Source organism: Pseudomonas sp. R25(2017), from assembly GCF_002112565.1.
Lineage (GTDB): Bacteria > Pseudomonadota > Gammaproteobacteria > Pseudomonadales > Pseudomonadaceae > Aquipseudomonas > Aquipseudomonas ekonensis.
Genome location: NZ_NEHZ01000004.1, coordinates 275,697 through 293,321, shown reverse-complemented (window position 1 = coordinate 293,321; position 17,625 = coordinate 275,697). Strand labels below are relative to the sequence as shown.

Here is a 17,625-nt window from a genome sequence, read left to right as displayed (position 1 = left end):
TCTCTAATTGCGCAAAAAGCGAGCAAGTCTACACCCCTCGACGGGGCAGGACAAAACTGAGCAGAAACAGTGCGGCCGCCGTCACAACGATCGAAGGGCCGGCCGGGGTGTCCTTGAACCAGGACAGCGCCAGCCCGCCGCACACGGCCAGCATGCCCAACAGGCTCGCACCCAGCGCCATCTGCTCCGGGGAGCGGGCGTGACGCTGTGCCGCAGCCGCCGGGATGATCAGCAGCGAGGTGATCAACAGCACGCCGACGATCTTCATCGCCACCGCGATCACCACCGCGATCAGCAGCATCAGCGCCATGCGCAGCCCGGCCACCGGCAGGCCTTCGACCTTGGCCAGCTCTTCGTGCACGGTGATCGCCAGCAACGGCCGCCACAGCGTCACCAGCAACGCCAGCACCGCCGCGCTGCCGCCGAGGATCCAGGCCAGGTCGGTGGGGCTGATCGCCAGCAGGTCACCGAACAGATAGGCCATCAGGTCGATCCGCACTTCATGCATGAAGCTTAGTACCACCAGGCCAAGGGAGAGCGTGCTCGGCGCGAGAATTCCCAGCAGCGTGTCGGAGGCCAGCGGCTGGCGCTGCTGCAGCGTCACCAGCACCACCGCCAGCAGCAGGCAGCCGACGGTGACCGCCACGGTCGGACTGACATCCAGCAGAAATCCCAGGGCCACGCCCAGCAGGGCGGCGTGGGACAGGGTGTCGCCGAAGTAGGCCATGCGCCGCCAGACCACGAACGAGCCCAACGGCCCTGCGACCACCGCCAGCGCCAGACCTGCAAGCAGGGCGTAGAACAGAAAATCAGCCATGCTTGCAGCCATCTCCGTGAACATGGGGTTGGCCCGCCGGGGCCGCCTTGACCACCGAACCGTGCAGGTCGTGGGCGTGGTCGTGATGGTGGTGATAGATCGCCAGGCTCGGCGCGTTGTTGCCGAACAGCTCGACGAAGGCCGGGTCGCCGCTGACCTGCTCCGGATGCCCGGAACAGCAGACGTGGCGGTTGAGGCAGACCACCTGGTCGGTGGTGCTCATCACCAGGTGCAGGTCATGGGAGACCATCAGCACGCCGCAGCCGTGGCGGTCGCGCAGCCGCGTGATCAGGCTGTACAGCTCGGCCTGGCCGGCCACGTCGACGCCCTGCACCGGCTCGTCGAGCACCAGCAGCTCGGGTTCGCGCAGCAGCGCCCGGGCGAGCAGCACGCGCTGCATCTCACCGCCGGAAACGCTCTGCACCGGGCTGTCGATGACGTGCTCGGCGCCGACCTCCCTGAGTGCCGCCAGGGCCCGTGTGCGGTCGACGCCCGGCACCAGACGCAGAAAACGCAGCACCGACAGCGGCAAGGTCGGATCGACATGCAGCTTCTGCGGCATGTAGCCGACCCGCAGCTTCGGCTTGCGCCAGACGCGGCCGCTGTCCGGCTTGAGCAACCCGAGCACGGCGCGCACCAGGGTGGTCTTGCCGGCGCCGTTGGGGCCGATCAGGGTGACGATCTGCCCCGGCTCGACGCTCAGGTGAATGTTGTCCAGCACGCTCTGCCCGGCGAACCGGACCGCGACCTGCTCGAGACGGATCAGCGTGTCGCTCATCAAGCCCCCCGGCAGCCGGAGCAGAGGCCGACCACTTCCACGGTCTGGGCCTCGACGACGAAGCCGACATCCTTGGCGCTGTGGATGATCGCGTCGCTGATGGCCTTCTGCTCAAGCTCGATGGCGGCGTGGCATTGGCGGCAGATCAGGAACTGGCCCTGATGCGCGTGCTCCGGGTGGACGCAGCCGATGAAGGCGTTGAGCGAGGAGATGCGGTGCACCAGGCCGTTCTCCAGCAGGAAATCCAGCGCCCGGTACACGGTCGGCGGCGCGGCGCGACGGCCGTCCTGCTCGCTCAGCACCGCGAGGATGTCGTAGGCGCCCAGCGGCTTGTGGCTCTGCCAGACCAGTTCCAGCACCCGCCGACGCAGCGCGGTCAGGCGCAGGCCCTTGCGTGCGCACAGGGCGTCGGCCTCGGACAAAGCGCTGTGCACGCAATGAGAGTGGTCGTGGGGGCGGCTGGCAATCGGTGTAATGGGCATGAGCGGCGACGAGTTTGGCTAGAGACGTTATTATGTTACCCGTTCTCGCCTCCTTGAGTGGTCATCGTGTCCCGACTTTTTTCTGTTTTTGTCGCATTCGTCACCGGTTTCCTGCTGATCGGCACGGCCCAGGCCGAGGTCAAGGTGCTCACCAGCATCAAGCCGCTGCAACTGATCGCCGCCGCCGTGCAGGACGGCGTGGCGATTCCCGAAGTGCTGCTGCCGCCCGGCGCCTCGCCGCACCACTACGCCCTGCGCCCGTCAGACGTGCGCAAGGTGCAGTCGGTGGATCTGCTGTACTGGATCGGCCCGGACATGGAAGGTTTCCTGCCCCGGGTGCTGAACGGCCGCACGCTGCCGAGCGTCGCCGTGCAGGATCTGCCTGGCCTGAAGCTGCGCCGCTTCGCCGAGGACAGCCACTCGCACGCCGAAGAGGCCGACGAGCATGACCACGACCACCGTCCGGGTACCCTGGACGCGCATTTGTGGCTGTCTCCGGTGAACGCACGGGTGATCGCCGACAAGATGGCCGCCGACCTGAGCGCCGCCGACCCGGCCAACGCCCAGCGCTACCAAAGCAACGCCAAGGCGTTCGACGGGCGCCTCGATGCGCTGGACGCGCGCCTGAAGAAACGTCTGGCCGGCATCGAAGGCAAACCCTACTTCGTGTTCCACGAAGCCTTCGACTACTTCGAAGACGCCTACGGCCTCAAGCACGCCGGCGTGTTCAGCGTCGCGGCGGAGGTGCAGCCGGGCGCACAGCACGTGGCGGCGATGCGGGCGCGGCTGCAGGAAGTCGGCAAGACCTGCGTGTTCAGCGAACCGCCGCTGCGCCCACGCCTGGCGGAAACCCTGGTGGCCGGGCTGCCGGTGAAACTGGCGGAACTGGATGCGCTCGGCGGCTACACCCCGGCGACCGCCCAGGGTTACGAGCAAGTGCTGGAAAAGCTGGGCAACGACCTGGCGGGTTGCCTGGAGTCGCTGTAAGCGATCCTGTGGCGAGGGATCTTGCTTCCGTTTAGCGCTCAAGGTTCCGTCGACTGCCCGGAACCTTGAAGGGGCATGGCACCCGATGCGAGCACGTTCGCCCGCCACCCGGTCAGAGCGCGAACGGCAACTGGACGCTGATGGCCTGGCGCTGCGCCAGGCGCTGCTCGAATTCCTTCGGATCGTGGATCAGCACGTCCTGCCCGGCGAACGACTCCGCCGCGATCAAACGCGACAGCCAGAACCGCACGCACGCCACCCGCAGCATCACCGGCCACAGTTCGGCTTCCGCCGCCGTGAACGGACGCAGCGCCGCGTAGGCCCCCAGAAACGCCCGCGCCCGCTGGCCGTCGATCTGCCCGGCGTCGTCGGAGCACCAGTCGTTCAAGGCGATGGCCACGTCGTAGAGCATCGGCCCCGAGCAGGCGTTGTAGAAGTCGATCAGCCCGGTCAGGTGCGTGCCTTCGAACATGGCGTTGTCGCGGAACAGGTCGGCGTGGATGTTCGCCCGCGGCAACGCGAGGATCTTCTCTTTCTGCACGGTGATTTCGTCCAGCGCCTTTTGCAGCAGCGCCCGCGGCTCGTCGCCCAGATGCGACAGGAACTGCGTCCCCTCCTCCAGCATCCAGTCCAGGCCGCGGTCGGTCTTGCGCTTGATCATGTTGGCGCCCTGGGTCGCCAGGTGCAGATGGGCCTGCAGCTCGCCGACCTGCGCGCAGTGCTGGGCGTTGGCCTGCTTGATGTGCTTGCCGGCCAGGCGCGGCTGCAGCAGCGCCGGCTTGCCCTTGAGCTCGCGCAGGGCCTCGCCGTCGGTGGTGCGCAAGGCGTACGGCACCGGCAGGTCGGCCTTATGCAGCACGTCGAGCAGGTCGATGAAGAACGGCATCTCCTGCACCGGGCCGCGCTCGACCAGGGTCAGGACGAACTCGCCCTGTTCCAGGCTGATGAAGAAATTGGTGTTTTCGCTGCCGGCGGCGATCCCCTGGAAATCGAGCAGACGGCCGAGCCCGTAAGGGGCGAGAAAGGTTTCCAGCTCGGGCCGAGCCAGGGGGGTGAACACAGACATGGTCAAAAACTGCTCAGTTCTGGCGCCGGGGTCGGGCCGGCGCCGGGTGAAATTAAGGAACTACTTCCATTCAAAGATCTTCCATGACGGAATCAGCATATCCGGCTGGTCCGAACGGATGAAGTTCGCGTCGGTACCGTCGGCACGCACCAGAAAGTACGGCGGCGCGCCCTTCACGGTGACTTTGATCGCATACAGGAAACCGTTCTGGCGGTACTCCTGGATCGTCCTGTCGCCCTCCGTGCGAATGGTGACCTCCGGATCCGCCGACGGCGCATCATCCGCCGCGATCGCGGCCATCGGTGAGACAGCGATCAGACTGACCAGCAGCAAGCGATTTAACGTACGCATGATAACCTTGTCCCTTTGTCGTCAACGGTCCCGCTATTCTAGCGCCGGACCCGCCGAAAAGGTTGATCCTGCACATGAGCCAAGCCCCCCTCGTCCTGGTGGACGGTTCGTCCTACCTTTACCGCGCCTTTCATGCGCTGCCGCCGCTGACCACCTCCAAAGGCATGCCGACCGGCGCGGTCAAAGGCGTGCTGAACATGCTCAAGAGCCTGCGCAAGCAATACCCGGACAGCCCGTTCGCCGTCGTCTTCGACGCCAAGGGCGGGACGTTCCGCGACGAAATGTACGCCGAATACAAGGCCAACCGGCCGAGCATGCCCGATGACATGCGCGTGCAGATCGAGCCGCTGCACCAGAGCGTGATCGCCCTCGGCTTCCCGCTGCTGTGCGTCGAAGGCGTCGAGGCCGACGATGTGATCGGCACCCTGGCCCGCAGCAGCGCGGCCGCCGACCGGCCGGTGATCATCTCCACCGGCGACAAGGACATGGCGCAACTGGTCGACGGGCACATTACCTTGGTCAACACCATGTCCGGCAGTTCGATGGACGTGGAGGGCGTTAAGGAGAAGTTCGGTGTCGCACCGGAGCAGATCATCGATTATCTGGCCCTGATGGGCGACTCCTCCGACAACATCCCCGGTGTGCCCGGCATCGGTCCGAAAACCGCTTCAGGCCTGCTGGTGGGCGTCAACGGCGGCCTGACCGAACTCTACGCGCAGCTCGACATCGTGCCGACCCTGCCGATCCGCGGCGCCAAGACCCTGCCGGCCAAGCTCGAAGAGCACAAGGAGATGGCGTTCCTCTCCTATCAGTTGGCGACCATCAAGGTCGACGTGCCGCTGGACATCACTCTCGACGACCTGCACATGGGCGCCGAGGATCCGGCCAAGCTCCTTGAGCTTTACACGCTGATGGAGTTCAAGGGCTGGATCAACGACCTGGAGCGCGACGCCAAGCGCGTCGAACTCAAGGCCGCGGCCGAGCTTGAGCCGGCCGCCGACCTGTTCAGCGCCGCCGAAGCCGAAGCGCCGCAAGCGACCGGCGCAACCCGCTACGAGACCGTCCTCGACCAGGCGCGTTTCGATGTCTGGCTGGAAAAGCTCAAAAGCGCCGAACTGTTCGCTTTCGACACCGAAACCACCGGCATCGACGCGCAACAGGCGCAACTGGTCGGCCTGTCGTTCGCCGTGCAGGCCAACGAAGCGGCCTACGTTCCGCTGACCCATTCCTACATCGGCGTACCGGATCAGCTCGACCGCGACACCGTGCTGCGCGCGCTCAAGCCGATCTTGGAGGATCCGAACAAGCTCAAGGTCGGCCAGCACGCCAAGTTCGACATGAACATCCTCGCCAACTGCGCCATCGGCGGCGACCCGGCCAACGGCATCACCGTGCGCGGGATCGCCTTCGACACGATGCTCGAATCCTACGTGCTGAACTCCACCGCCACCCGCCACGACATGGACAGCCTGGCGCAGAAGTACCTGGACCACACCACCGTGAGCTTCCAGGACATCGCCGGCAAGGGCGCCAAGCAACTGACCTTCGACCAGATCGCCCTGGAACAGGCCGGCCCGTACGCCGCCGAAGACGCCGACGTGACCCTGCGCCTGCACCAGGCCCTGATCGAAAAGCTCAACGCCATCCCGAGCCTGGCCAGCGTGCTGACCGACATCGAGATCCCGCTGGTGCCGGTGCTGGCGCGCATCGAGCGTCAGGGCGCGTTCGTCGACGCCGCCCTGCTCGGCGTGCAGAGCATCGAGCTGGGCGACAAGATGGTCGCTCTGGAGCGCGAAGCGTTCGAGATCGCCGGTGAGGAATTCAACCTGGGCTCGCCGAAGCAGCTGGGCGTGATCCTTTACGAGAAGCTCGGCCTGCCGGTGCTGAAGAAGACCGCCACCGGGCAGCCCTCCACCGCCGAAGACGTGCTGGCGCGGCTCGCGGAGGACGACTACCGGTTGCCGAAGGTGCTGATGGAGTACCGCTCCATGAGCAAGCTGAAAAGCACCTACACCGACCGCCTGCCGGAACAGATCAACCCGCGCACCGGACGCATCCACACCTCCTACCATCAGGCGGTGGCGTCCACCGGACGGCTGTCCTCCAGCGACCCGAACCTGCAGAACATCCCGGTGCGCACCGCCGAAGGCCGCAGGATCCGCCAGGCGTTCGTCGCGCCGGCCGGCTACAAGCTGCTGGCGGCGGACTACTCGCAGATCGAACTGCGGATCATGGCCCACCTGTCCCGCGACGAAGGCCTGATGAACGCGTTCCGCAACAACCTGGACGTGCACACCGCCACCGCCGCCGAAGTGTTCAAGGTCGAACTCAACGAAGTGACCTCCGATCAGCGCCGCAGCGCCAAGGCGATCAACTTCGGGCTGATCTACGGCATGGGCGCGCAGAAGCTGGGCAAGGACATCGGCGTCGACACCAAGACCGCCAAGGCTTACATCGACACCTACTTCGCCCGTTACCCCGGCGTGCGCGAATACATGGAGCGCACCCGCAAGCAGGCGGCCGACCAGGGCTACGTGGAGACTTTCTTCGGCCGCCGCCTGTACCTGCCGGAGATTAACTCCAACAAGCCGCAGGAACGCGCCGCCGCCGAACGCACGGCGATCAACGCCCCGATGCAGGGCACGGCGGCGGACATCATCAAGAAGGCCATGGTGGCGGTGGACAACTGGCTGCAGGCGTCGGGACTGGATGCCAAGGTGATCCTGCAGGTCCACGACGAACTGGTGCTGGAGGTCCGCGAGGATCTCGTCGGTCAGGTCAGCGAAGAAATCCGCACGCACATGAGCGGCGCGGCGAAACTGGATGTTCCGCTGCTGGTCGAAGTGGGTATCGGCAACAACTGGGACGAGGCTCACTGAGCCGTCTGGGACGGGCCTTCGCTGCGGCATGGCGTCGCGGCGAAGGCCCGGGAACGGGCTTAGTTCCGATCGCTCTTGGAATTATTCCAAAGCTTTTTGAAAAAAATCTGAACTAATCTTGCGAAGGGCCACTCAGAGTTACTGAATGGCTGGTGAAGCCCTTCGATGCTCCTATGTTGTGTTAAGTGTTGGCAGATATCTGAACCCCGCCCTAGCGGTTCGGAACTTGAACCCCGGAACTTCTCCCTCCCCATATGAAGTCCGGGGCTTTTTTTGCCCGCGATTTACTCGGCCGCCGCTTCGGCGCCCTTGTCCGCAAGCTCCATCCAGCCCGCCAGCACGGTGTAGGCCTCTTCCAGGCCCATGCGCTTGGGCGCGGAGAACAGCTGGATCGAGACCGTATCGCCCCACCCCTTGCGGATCTCCGACTGCACCTTGAGCAGCGTGTTCTTGGCGGCGCCGTAGGTCAGCTTGTCCGCCTTGGTCAGCAGGATGTGCATCGGCATGCCGGCGGCGACGGCCCAGTCGAGCATCAGCCGGTCGAAGTCGGTCAACGGGTGGCGGATGTCCATCAGCAGGATCACCCCCATCAGACTCTCGCGACCGCCCAGGTAAGCCTCGAGGTGACGCTGCCAGTGCTGCTTGAGCGGGATCGGCACTTTCGCATAACCGTAGCCCGGCAGGTCGACCAGACGGCGTTCATCGTCTAGCTTGAAGAAATTCAACAGCTGCGTGCGGCCCGGGGTTTTCGAGGTGCGCGCCAGGCTGGCGTGGGTCAGGGTGTTCAGCGCGCTGGACTTGCCGGCGTTGGAGCGGCCGGCGAAGGCCACTTCGTAGCCCTGGTCGCTGGGGCATTGATCGACTTTGGCGGCGCTGAGCATGAAGGTGGACTGTTGGCACAGGCCGAGGATGGGGTTCTTGAGCTGCATGGGATTTCCGATGTGGACGGCGCCGGGAATGGGCGCGGCAAGCGAGGTCGCTTCCGTTTCAGTGACGCCAGTATATAATGCCGCAGATTTTGTGTGCGCTTTGTCCCAGCGTAGGATGAAGTTCACGAGAGCGACAGACCTTGATTGCGCAACAGAACGCAGAACGCTCTCAACCCTGAAAAGGTCGTTTTATGACGAAATGGCTGCTGGCTGCCGGGCTTCTGATGCCGCTTCACAGCATTCAGGCCGCACAGGATCCGGAAGCCGTGTACAACCGTGTCTGTGGTGCCTGTCATTCCGGCCAGCTCCCTACGGCGCCCCGCAAGGGCGATCGGGAAGCCTGGACGCCGAGATTGGCCAAGGGCATGGAGACGCTGGTGCAACACGTGACCCAGGGTTTCAAGGCGATGCCGCCGCGTGGTTTGTGCATGGACTGCAGTACCGAGGATTACCGAGCCATCATCCTCTGGATGAGCGAGTAAGCCCGGTCCATAACTCTTAACCCTTAGCCGTAGTTGGATTAGCTGATGAACAAACTGATCGTGAGTCTGCTGTTGACCGTGGGAATCTCAGGCTTCGCCCATGCTGCAGGCGATGCCGCCGCAGGCCAGGCCAAAGCCGCCGTATGCGGTGCCTGCCATGGCCCGGATGGCAACAGCATGGCGCCAAACTTTCCGAAACTGGCGGGCCAGGGCGAACGCTACCTGACCAAGCAACTGCACGACATCAAGTCGGGCAAGCGCACCGTCCTGGAAATGACCGGCCTGCTGACCAACCTGAGCGATCAGGACCTTTCCGACATCGCCGCCTACTTCGCCAGCCAGAAAGGCAGCGTCGGCGCCGCCGATCCCAAGATCGTGGCCCGCGGCGAAGCGCTGTTCCGTGGCGGCAACCTTGAAAAAGGCCTGCCGGCCTGCACCGGCTGCCACTCCCCGAACGGCGCCGGCAACGCGGCCGCCGGGTTCCCGCACCTGGGTGGCCAGCACGCCCAGTACATCACCAAGCAGCTGACCGATTTCCGCAAGGAAGAAGCCGGACGCACCAACGACGGCGACGCCATGACCATGCGCACCATCGCCCGCAAGCTGAGCGACGAGGACATCGCCGCCGTCTCCAGCTACATTCAAGGCCTGCACTGAGGCCAGGCTTGCCGGCGTGATCCGGGCGTTGCGCGCAAGGGAATCCCCCGCTACGTTAACGCTCGATTAATCCGCTCAAGCAAGTATAAAAAGGGTGGCCTTGGCCGCCCTTTTTTGTGGCCGCTGCCGTTACACTACAGGACTCATGCCCGCCACGACCTGTCCGCAGACAGGCTGCGCGAGGCGACCCATTTGCCCAGGAGTAAAGCATGCGTAATCTGATCATCAGCGCCGCCCTCGTCGCTGCCAGCCTGTTCGGCGTGACCGCCCAGGCCGCCGAGGCCCCTGCCGCCCCTTACGTCGAACTGAGCAATCCGGTGCCGGTCGCCGTGCCTGGCAAGATCGAAGTGGTGGAGCTGTTCTGGTACGGCTGCCCGCACTGCTACGCGTTCGAGCCGGTGATCAACCCATGGGTCGAGAAGCTGCCGGCCGACGTCAACTTCGTGCGCATCCCGGCCATGTTCGGCGGCCCGTGGGACGCCCACGGCCAGATGTTCCTGACCCTGGAAGCCATGGGCGTCGAGCACAACGTCCACGCCGCCGTGTTCAACGCCATCCAGAAGGAACACAAGAAGCTGACCGACAAGAACGACATGGCCGACTTCCTCGCCACCCAGGGCGTGGACAAGGACAAGTTCCTCGCCACCTTCGACTCCTTCGCCATCAAGGGCCAGATCGTCAAGGCTCGTGAACTGGCCAAGAAATATGAAATCTCCGGCGTTCCGACCATGATCGTCAACGGCAAGTACCGCTTCGACATCGGCTCTGCCGGTGGTGCCGAAGAGGCCCTGAAACTGGCTGACCAACTGGTCGCCAAAGAGCGAGCGTCCAACAAGGCCGCCGCCAACTAAGCGCGGCGACCGCCATGCGCCGCTGGAGAGCCGAACGCCTCGTCGGCCTGCACGATCCGCAGGTCAACGAGCATCACCTGGAGTCCACGGGCCTGCCCGCAGACAGCCGTCTGCGCTTGCTCAGCTTCAACATCCAGGTCGGCATCTCCACCGAGCGCTACCGGCACTACCTGACCCGCAGCTGGCAGCACCTGCTGCCGCACAACGGGCGCTCCGGCAACCTGCAGAAGATCGGCAGCCTGCTCGGCGATTTCGATCTGGTGGCCCTGCAGGAAGCCGACGGCGGCAGCCTGCGCTCGGGCTACGTCAATCAGGTCGAGCACCTGGCCCAGCTCGGCGCTTTCCCCTACTGGTACCAACAGCTCAACCGCAACCTCGGCCGCCTGGCCCAGCACAGCAACGGCGTGCTCAGCCGCTTGCGGCCGTGGGCGATCGAAGACCATCCGCTGCCCGGGCCCAAGGGCCGCGGCGCCATCCTGCTGCGCTTCGGCGAAGGCCCGGAGGCGCTGGTGGTGGTGATGATGCACCTGGCCCTCGGCCCCCGCGCACGCACGCTGCAACTGGCGTACATCCGCGACCTGATCGGCGACTACAGGCACCAGGTGCTGATGGGCGACATGAACACCCACGCCAGCGACCTGCTGCAGCACTCTCCGCTGCGCGACCTCGGCCTGCTGGCCCCGCAGCTTGAAGCGACTTTCCCCAGTTGGCGCCCCCAGCGCTGCCTGGACCATATCCTGCTCAGCCCGACCCTGACCCTGGAAAAGGTCGAAGTGCTGCCGCAACCGATTTCCGATCACCTGCCGGTCGCGGTAGAGATTCGTCTGCCGGGTTCGCTCACGGCCGATGCATTGCCCGCGTTGAGTCCTGCCCTTCGCGGAAGCCCTGAATGAGCGACGAAGCCCAGCGCTGGAAAGAGAAATACCTCAAAAGCATCGAACAGCAGGAAAAGCTCGAACGTCGTTGGGACGCCCGGCTCGACCTGCTGCGCCGCGGCCTGGTGCGCAGCACCCTGGCGGCCGAAGGCACCGACCGGGTGGTCGACCAGTGCATGAAAGAGATGCGTGATGTGGTGCGCACCGACGACATGGACGCCGGCCTCGCCGCCCTGCTGCCGCGCCTGGAAAAAGCCGTGCTCGACTCCGAGCAGCGCCGGGAGACGCGGATCAACCAGGTCAGCACCGCGCTGAATGCGCTGGTCACCCAGTTGCAGGCCTTGCCGCTGCCGCGGGACGTCGCCCGGCCGCTGAAGAAGTTCGCCAAACAACTCGACGACCGGGTCGGACAGGCCCGGGAAATGCCGCTGCTGCTCAGCGAACTCAGCGGCTTGCAGGGCAAGGCCCTGAGCCAGTTGGAGACGCCGGCGGAACCGGGCCGGCCCGGACTGCTGCAGCGCCTGTTCGGCCATCGCGACAATGACGAGCAGCCGGAGCCGGTGCTGCCGATACCGACGGCTCCGGCTTCCGAGCACACCGAACCGACGCACGCCCCACCGGCCGACCTGCGGCAAGAGACCGCCCCCAGCCCAGTCGCCGAGCCTGAAGAGGCCGCACCCGCCGGCCACCTGCCGGGGGCCAGCCTCGCCACCGAAGCGACGGCGCCCGCACCGCTGCCGAGCCCGGCCAGCCCGCCGGAGCCGGAGCCGGAGCCGGAGCCGGAAGTATTCGCCTTCACGCCGCAGCCACCGGTCGCCGAGCGCACGCCCCAGGCACCCGTTGCGGCGATCACCGAACCGGCCACCCCCGAACCGGTTCCGGCTGCACCAATGCCCGCGCCGGTCGCGGTCAATCCGGACGAGCTGATCCAACCCGGCGAAAACACCGCCGCGATGATCCTCGACAGCCTGCCCCTGCCCGAGCCCATCGCCCTGGCATTGGCGGCCATCGACCCCGAACAGGCCGAGCACGACATCCTCTACGCCCTGCCGGATTCCCCTGAGCCGTCCTACAGCTCGGTGGCTCGGCACATCGAAGACACCCTGATCGGCCTGCTGGACGACCTGACGCTGCCCGAGCGCCATCGCCCGCAAGCCGAGGCAATGCGCGATCGGTTGAAGAACGGCTTGAACTGGTACGAACTGTTGCCGATCCTCGACGATCTGGCGACGTTGATGCTGGCCATCACCGACAGCGGCCAACACGAATTCGAGGTGTACCTGCAACAGCTCAACGAACGCCTCGAAGCGTTCCAGAGCAACCTCAAGGCCGCCAGCGAGGGGCACGCCGACAACAGCTCCGCCGCCCGGGCCATGGACACGCAGATCCGTGAGCAGGTCGACGGCCTGCAGAACAGCGTGCAGGAAGCCGCCGACCTGGACGACCTCAAGCAAGTGCTGGAAAACCACCTGGAAGGCCTGCTCGGCACCATGGATCAGCACCAGAAGCAGCGCGACGCCCGCGAGCAGGAAGTCGCCGCACGCCTCAAGAGCCTGGCCGAGCGCGTGGCCCACATGGAGCAAGAAGCGCTCGGCTACCGCGAGCACCTCGAAGAGCAACGCCAGAAGGCCCTGATCGATCCCCTCACCGGCCTGCCTAACCGCGCCGCCTGGAGCGAGCGGCTCGAGCAGGAAATGACCCAGTGGCAGCAACACGGCAACACCTTGAGCCTGGCCATGCTCGACCTCGACCACTTCAAGCGGATCAACGACAACTACGGCCACCTGGCCGGCGACAAGGTGCTGAAGATCATCGCCACGGTGCTGCGCAAACGCCTGCGCGGCACCGATTTCATCGCCCGCTTCGGTGGCGAGGAATTTGTCCTGCTGCTGCCGGCCACCACCCCGGCGGTCGGCGCCCGGTTGCTGGAGACCTTGCGCGCGGCCATCGAGGCGTGCCCGTTCCACTTCAAGGGGGAGCGGGTCACGATCACCATTTCCATGGGATTGGCGTCGTTCAGACCGGGAGAACGCAGCGATCAGGTGCTCAAAAGAGCCGATCAGGCGCTGTACCGGGCAAAAAACGCCGGACGCAACCGGGTGGAGGCCGGCTGAGGCAATTGTTCCATTTTGTTTAAATCGGGCCGATGGCCGTCTGCGGGCCGGGCAGTACGTTACACTGTTGCATTATTGTCTTGCGTGTACTGCCCTAAACCATGAAATTCCTTGCTCTCCTCGTGTCGCTGCTCGTGCTGGCCGGTTGCGCCAGCGGCCCGCGATTCGACACCAGCCACCCTTCAGCCAACCACGACAGCCGCATCCAATACGTGGTGGTGCACTACACCACTGCCTCGCTGGAGCGCTCGCTGCAACTGCTGACCCACGGCGAAGTCAGCAGCCATTACCTGATCGGCGACGACAAGAAGGCGACCATCTACAAACTGATGGACGAAAACCTGCGCGCCTGGCACGCCGGCGAAAGCGAGTGGCAGGGCCGCACCTGGCTGAACTCAAGCTCGATCGGCATAGAAATCGTCAACCCCGGCTTCCGGGACACCCCGAACGGCCGTGTGTGGTATCCGTACAGCGAAGCCCAGGTGCAGTCGCTGATCGTGCTGCTCAAGGACATCAGCAAACGCAACGGCATCAGCCCGCGCCACATCATCGGCCACAGCGACATCGCGCCGCTGCGCAAGCTCGATCCGGGCCCGCTCTTCCCCTGGAAGCGCCTGGCCGCCGAAGGGCTGGGCCTGTGGCCGAACGAGCAGGCGGTCGCCCAGCGGCAGGCGCAGTTCAATGCGCAGCTGCCGGACATCGGCTGGTTCCAGATGCAATTGGCGCGGCTGGGTTACGCCACCCCGCAGACCGGCGAGCTGGATGTGGCGACCCGCCACGTGCTCGCGGCGTTCCAGATGCATTACCGCCCTTCGCGCTTCGACGGCACGCCGGACGCGCAAACGGCAGCGTTGCTGGTGGTGCTGAACCAGACAAAATAATGACGCCCGCCCGACGGTCAGGGCGAAATCGCAATCAGCAGCTATAACTCATTGGTAATTCTTCGGATATCCATGATGGTAGCTACCCGAGAGACGTTGCGTGGCTGGTTTTATCGCCCGTGGTTTTTGGCGATGCTCGCGGCTGTCCTCAGCGCAAGCCTTTTGATCACCGGCGGGCTGTTCGTGGCGGTGCGCCAGGTCGAACAGAACGAGAGCCAGGAGATGAACGCCCAGGGCGCACGCTTCCTCGCCCGCCTCGAGCAACTGTTCGGCCAGCTGCGCGAAAGCCTCGACGACCTGGAGGCCCAACCCCTGCGCAGCTGCGACGAGGAAATGATCGCCACCCTGCAGCAGGTCACGTTCAATTACCGCTTCGTCTACGAAGCCGCCTACATGGACGCTTCGCGGATCTGCTCCAACCGTCCGCGCCAGGATGCCCTCTCGGTGGTGCGCCCGCCGGACATCAAGGGCCCGACCTACAGCTACTGGCTCAACACCACCACCGAACCCGACGAAAACCGCGCCGCCCTGATGCTCGGCCGCGGCAACTTCCGCGTGGCCACCTCCCGCGGGCACCTGACCGACATGGTCGACCTGTCGCCCGGCAGCAGCCTGCTGGTGGTGCTCGATCACGGGTCGCGGGCGATTCCGGTGCTCGGCGTGCCGCAGGCCTGGCCGCCCACCGACCATTGGCCGCCGAAGAACCCGGACGCGCTGCAGGTGACCCAGACGCGCCTGATCTATCGCATGCCCACCGACAACCCGGAGTACCAGCTGGTGCTGATCACCCCGCGCACCGGCATGCACATCCCGGAGCTCTGGTGGTGGATGGTGCCGCTGTGCCTGATGCTCGGCGCCTTCGTCGGCCTGCTGGTGTTCTGGCTGGTGCGCCAGCGGCAGTCGCTGGACGCCGAGCTGCACGGCGCGATCCGCCGGGGCGAGCTGCAGGTGCTGTACCAGCCGATCTTCGACCTCGACAGCCGCAACTGCGTCGGCGCCGAGGCCCTGCTGCGCTGGCGCCGGCCGGACGGCACGCTGACCAGCCCCGACCTGTTCATCCCGATGGCGGAGAACACCGGGCAGATCCGGCAGATGACCGACTTCGTCCTGCAGCGCCTGCTGGAGCAGCTGGGCCAGCTGCTGCGGGCCAATCCGCAACTGTACATCTCGGTGAACTTGGCGGCCTGCGATGTGATGGTGCCGCGCATCGGCCAGGTCATGGCCCGGCTGCTGGCCCTGCACCGGGTCGCGGCGCGGCAGATCGCGTTCGAGGTCACCGAACGCGGCCTGATCGACGTGGTGGTGGCGCGGGAGAACCTGCAAGCGCTGCGCGATGTGGGGCATCAGGTGCTGATCGACGATTTCGGCACCGGCTATTGCAGCCTCGCCTACCTGCAGACCCTGCCGGTGGACTGCCTGAAGATCGACAAGGCGTTCATCGATGCCCTCGGTCACGACGCCGCCAGCAGCGGGGTCGCGCCGCACATCATTCACATGGCGCAGGCGCTGGATCTGAAGGTGATCGCCGAGGGCATCGAGCTCGAGTCCCAGGCGGCGCTGCTCAGCAGCGAAGGCGTGAAGTTCGGCCAGGGCTGGCTGTTCGCCCACGCCCTGAGCGCGGTGCAGTTCATCGAGCTGATCACCCGCGGCCGGCGCCTGGCCGGGCGCCGGATCGACGACGAAGCCTAGACCGCCAACGCCATGTAGAACTGCGTGCCCTGCCCCGGCCGCGAATAGACGCCCATCCGGCCGCCGTGCAGCTGGACGATTTCCTTGCACAGCGCCAGGCCCAGCCCCGCGCCGCCCTTCTTGCGCCCGACCTGAACGAACGGTTCGAAAATCCGTCCCTGCTGACCGTAGGCGATGCCTTCGCCGTTGTCCTCGACGCTGATGATCACCCGCTCGCCGTGGCGCCGGGCCTGAAGGCGGATCAGCCCGTCCCGGGCGGTGTGGCGCAAGGCATTGTCGATCAGGTTGTCCAGCACCCGGTCCAGCTGCGCCTGATCGGCCTGCAGCCGCGGCAACGGCTCCTGCACCTCGACGCTCAGGGTGACGCCCTTCTCGGCCGCCGCGCCGGCAAAACGCGATTGCGCCTGCTCCAACAGATCCCCGATCGAGCACGGCGCCAGCGACAGCTTCTGCAGACCGCTCTGGTAGCGCGAGAAGTTGAGCAGGTCGTTGATCAGTTGCATCAGGCGCTGCATCTCTTCGTTGACCGTGTCCAGCAGATCGGATTCCCGAGAGTCCTCGGCGAACTTCGCCCGCTCGCGGAACAGGCCGAACGCCATGTGCATGCCGGTCACCGGCGTGCGCAGCTCATGGGACGCGCGCAGGACGAATTCACTGCGGACCCGTTCGAACGCGCGCTGCTCGGTCACATCGTGCAGCACCATCACCGCCCCGAGGATATGGCCCTGGGTGTGGCTGACCGGGGTCAGGCTGAACGTCAGCAGCCGCGCCTCGCCGTCGACTTCGACACTCAGATCCTCCGGTGCCCGCTCCAGCGAGCCGCCCCGCAGCACCGATTGCAACTGGACATCCAGTTCGGGCCGGCCCAGCGCCGCGCCCAATCCTTGCCCGCACCGGTCGCTGTCCCAGCCCAACTGCCGCTGGGCCACCGGGTTGAGGTGTTCCAGGCGCCCTTCGCGGTCGATCATCAGCAGGCCGTCATCGATGCTGTCGAGCACCGCCTGCAAGCGCTGCTGGCCGGCCAGCAGCTCGTCGACGTTGGTGGCCTGGTGCTCGCGCAGGGCTTCGGCCATCAGGCCGAAACGCCGGGTCAGCTGGTTCATTTCCAGGGCGGGGGAAATCGGCAGGGTCACCTCGAAATTGCCTTGGCCGATGCTGTCGGCCGCTTTGGCCAGGGCCTCGATGGGGGCGCCGAAACGCCGGGCGATCCCGTGGGCGGTCACAAAACCGATGATCAGCACCGCCAGGCCCACCAGCCCGAGCAGGCCGGCGATCAGCAACGCCCGTTGGCGGGCGGCCTGCTGCACCGCATTGATGTTGTCGAGGGCGCGCTTGTGTTCGGTGACCAAACCGTTGCGCAGAGTGTTGAAGCGTTCGCGCAACTCACCGCTGTCGCTCAAGGAGGTGGCCGACCGGTCATAAGCCTCCATGAAACGCTGGTAATCGTCCTTGGCCTGCATGAACCCGTACGGGTTGTCGTCGCCTTGGGCTTCGTGGGCGATGCCCTCCTCCAGCAGTTCGCGGTAATGCTGTCGCGAGGCTTCGAACGCCGCAGGGTCGGGCTTTGCCGACAGCATCATGATCAATTGGTCGCCCAGGGTCTGGCGCAGCTTGAGCCCCAGGTCAAGGGTGACAAAGTTGTTGCGCACCAGCGCTTCCTGGCTGCCGGCCATCTGCATGACGCTGACCAGGCCCAGCAGCAGCCCCAGCAGGGCCACGGTGATCAGCGCGGAAATGCTCAAGAACAACCGGGTACGCAACTTCATTGCCAGCTTCATCGTCACCCG

16 protein-coding genes are annotated in these 17,625 nt (G+C 65.6%); 9 read left to right on the top strand and 7 right to left on the bottom strand.

Features of this window, described 5'->3' with window-relative positions; all coding sequences use genetic code 11:
* Positions 1 to 28 precede the first annotated feature (28 nt).
* The 3 genes from znuB to CAG31_RS07345 are packed head-to-tail and all read right to left on the bottom strand — an operon-like array spanning position 29 to position 2,077.
* The gene (gene znuB, locus CAG31_RS07355) at positions 29 to 817 is read right to left on the bottom strand and encodes a zinc ABC transporter permease subunit ZnuB (protein ID WP_085579404.1); all 789 of its coding nucleotides are present in this window, start codon (positions 815 to 817) and stop codon (positions 29 to 31) included.
* Complete coding sequence (gene znuC, locus CAG31_RS07350; RefSeq protein ID WP_085579402.1) at positions 810 to 1,595, bottom strand: zinc ABC transporter ATP-binding protein ZnuC; 786 nt, start codon at positions 1,593 to 1,595, stop codon at positions 810 to 812. The genes znuB and znuC overlap by 8 nt, the downstream gene beginning before the upstream one ends.
* Positions 1,595 to 2,077, bottom strand: coding sequence for a Fur family transcriptional regulator (locus CAG31_RS07345; RefSeq protein ID WP_085579400.1), 483 nt, complete (start codon positions 2,075 to 2,077; stop codon positions 1,595 to 1,597). The genes znuC and CAG31_RS07345 overlap by 1 nt, the downstream gene beginning before the upstream one ends.
* Positions 2,078 to 2,134: 57 nt before the next feature.
* Here CAG31_RS07345 and CAG31_RS07340 point away from each other — a divergent pair, with 57 nt between their 5' ends.
* On the top strand, positions 2,135 to 3,064 hold the full coding sequence (locus tag CAG31_RS07340; RefSeq protein WP_085579398.1) for a zinc ABC transporter substrate-binding protein: 930 nt from the start codon (positions 2,135 to 2,137) through the stop codon (positions 3,062 to 3,064).
* A gap of 112 nt (positions 3,065 to 3,176) precedes the next feature.
* On the opposite strand, the gene CAG31_RS07335 is transcribed toward CAG31_RS07340, so the two are convergent.
* Entirely contained in the window at positions 3,177 to 4,130 is a 954-nt protein-coding gene (locus tag CAG31_RS07335; protein WP_085579523.1) for a homoserine kinase, read from the bottom strand.
* Positions 4,131 to 4,190: 60 nt separating this feature from the next.
* Entirely contained in the window at positions 4,191 to 4,481 is a 291-nt protein-coding gene (locus CAG31_RS07330; protein ID WP_085579396.1) for a DUF2782 domain-containing protein, read from the bottom strand.
* A gap of 74 nt (positions 4,482 to 4,555) precedes the next feature.
* On the opposite strand from CAG31_RS07330, the gene polA reads away from it, so the two are divergent.
* Positions 4,556 to 7,360 (top strand): DNA polymerase I, encoded by a 2,805-nt coding sequence (gene polA, locus CAG31_RS07325; protein WP_085579393.1) that lies wholly within the window; start codon positions 4,556 to 4,558, stop codon positions 7,358 to 7,360.
* 284 nt (positions 7,361 to 7,644) lie between these two features.
* On the opposite strand, the gene yihA is transcribed toward polA, so the two are convergent.
* Complete coding sequence (gene yihA, locus CAG31_RS07320) at positions 7,645 to 8,289, bottom strand: ribosome biogenesis GTP-binding protein YihA/YsxC (protein WP_085579391.1); 645 nt, start codon at positions 8,287 to 8,289, stop codon at positions 7,645 to 7,647.
* A 191-nt stretch (positions 8,290 to 8,480) separates the two neighbouring features.
* Between yihA and CAG31_RS07315 the strand changes: the two genes are divergently transcribed.
* From CAG31_RS07315 to CAG31_RS07280, 7 genes are all read left to right on the top strand, one after another.
* The gene (locus CAG31_RS07315) at positions 8,481 to 8,771 is read left to right on the top strand and encodes a cytochrome c5 family protein (protein WP_085579389.1); all 291 of its coding nucleotides are present in this window, start codon (positions 8,481 to 8,483) and stop codon (positions 8,769 to 8,771) included.
* 45 nt (positions 8,772 to 8,816) lie between these two features.
* A complete protein-coding gene (locus CAG31_RS07310) occupies positions 8,817 to 9,428 on the top strand; it encodes a cytochrome c (RefSeq protein WP_085579387.1) in 612 nt (203 codons plus the stop codon).
* Positions 9,429 to 9,637: 209 nt separating this feature from the next.
* Complete coding sequence (locus CAG31_RS07300) at positions 9,638 to 10,279, top strand: thiol:disulfide interchange protein DsbA/DsbL (RefSeq protein ID WP_085579383.1); 642 nt, start codon at positions 9,638 to 9,640, stop codon at positions 10,277 to 10,279.
* A 14-nt stretch (positions 10,280 to 10,293) separates the two neighbouring features.
* Positions 10,294 to 11,172 (top strand): endonuclease/exonuclease/phosphatase family protein, encoded by an 879-nt coding sequence (locus tag CAG31_RS07295; protein ID WP_085579381.1) that lies wholly within the window; start codon positions 10,294 to 10,296, stop codon positions 11,170 to 11,172.
* The gene (locus CAG31_RS07290; RefSeq protein ID WP_085579379.1) at positions 11,169 to 13,268 is read left to right on the top strand and encodes a GGDEF domain-containing protein; all 2,100 of its coding nucleotides are present in this window, start codon (positions 11,169 to 11,171) and stop codon (positions 13,266 to 13,268) included. The genes CAG31_RS07295 and CAG31_RS07290 overlap by 4 nt, the downstream gene beginning before the upstream one ends.
* 101 nt (positions 13,269 to 13,369) lie before the next feature.
* Positions 13,370 to 14,149: an N-acetylmuramoyl-L-alanine amidase gene (locus tag CAG31_RS07285; protein WP_085579377.1), complete on the top strand. Its 780-nt coding sequence runs from the start codon at positions 13,370 to 13,372 to the stop codon at positions 14,147 to 14,149.
* A gap of 72 nt (positions 14,150 to 14,221) precedes the next feature.
* Positions 14,222 to 15,838, top strand: a complete 1,617-nt coding sequence (locus tag CAG31_RS07280; RefSeq protein WP_085579375.1) for an EAL domain-containing protein — start codon at positions 14,222 to 14,224, stop codon at positions 15,836 to 15,838.
* Here CAG31_RS07280 and CAG31_RS07275 read toward each other — a convergent pair.
* Positions 15,835 to 17,616, bottom strand: a complete 1,782-nt coding sequence (locus CAG31_RS07275) for a KinB sensor domain-containing domain (RefSeq protein WP_085579373.1) — start codon at positions 17,614 to 17,616, stop codon at positions 15,835 to 15,837. The genes CAG31_RS07280 and CAG31_RS07275 overlap by 4 nt on opposite strands.
* Positions 17,617 to 17,625 lie beyond the last annotated feature (9 nt).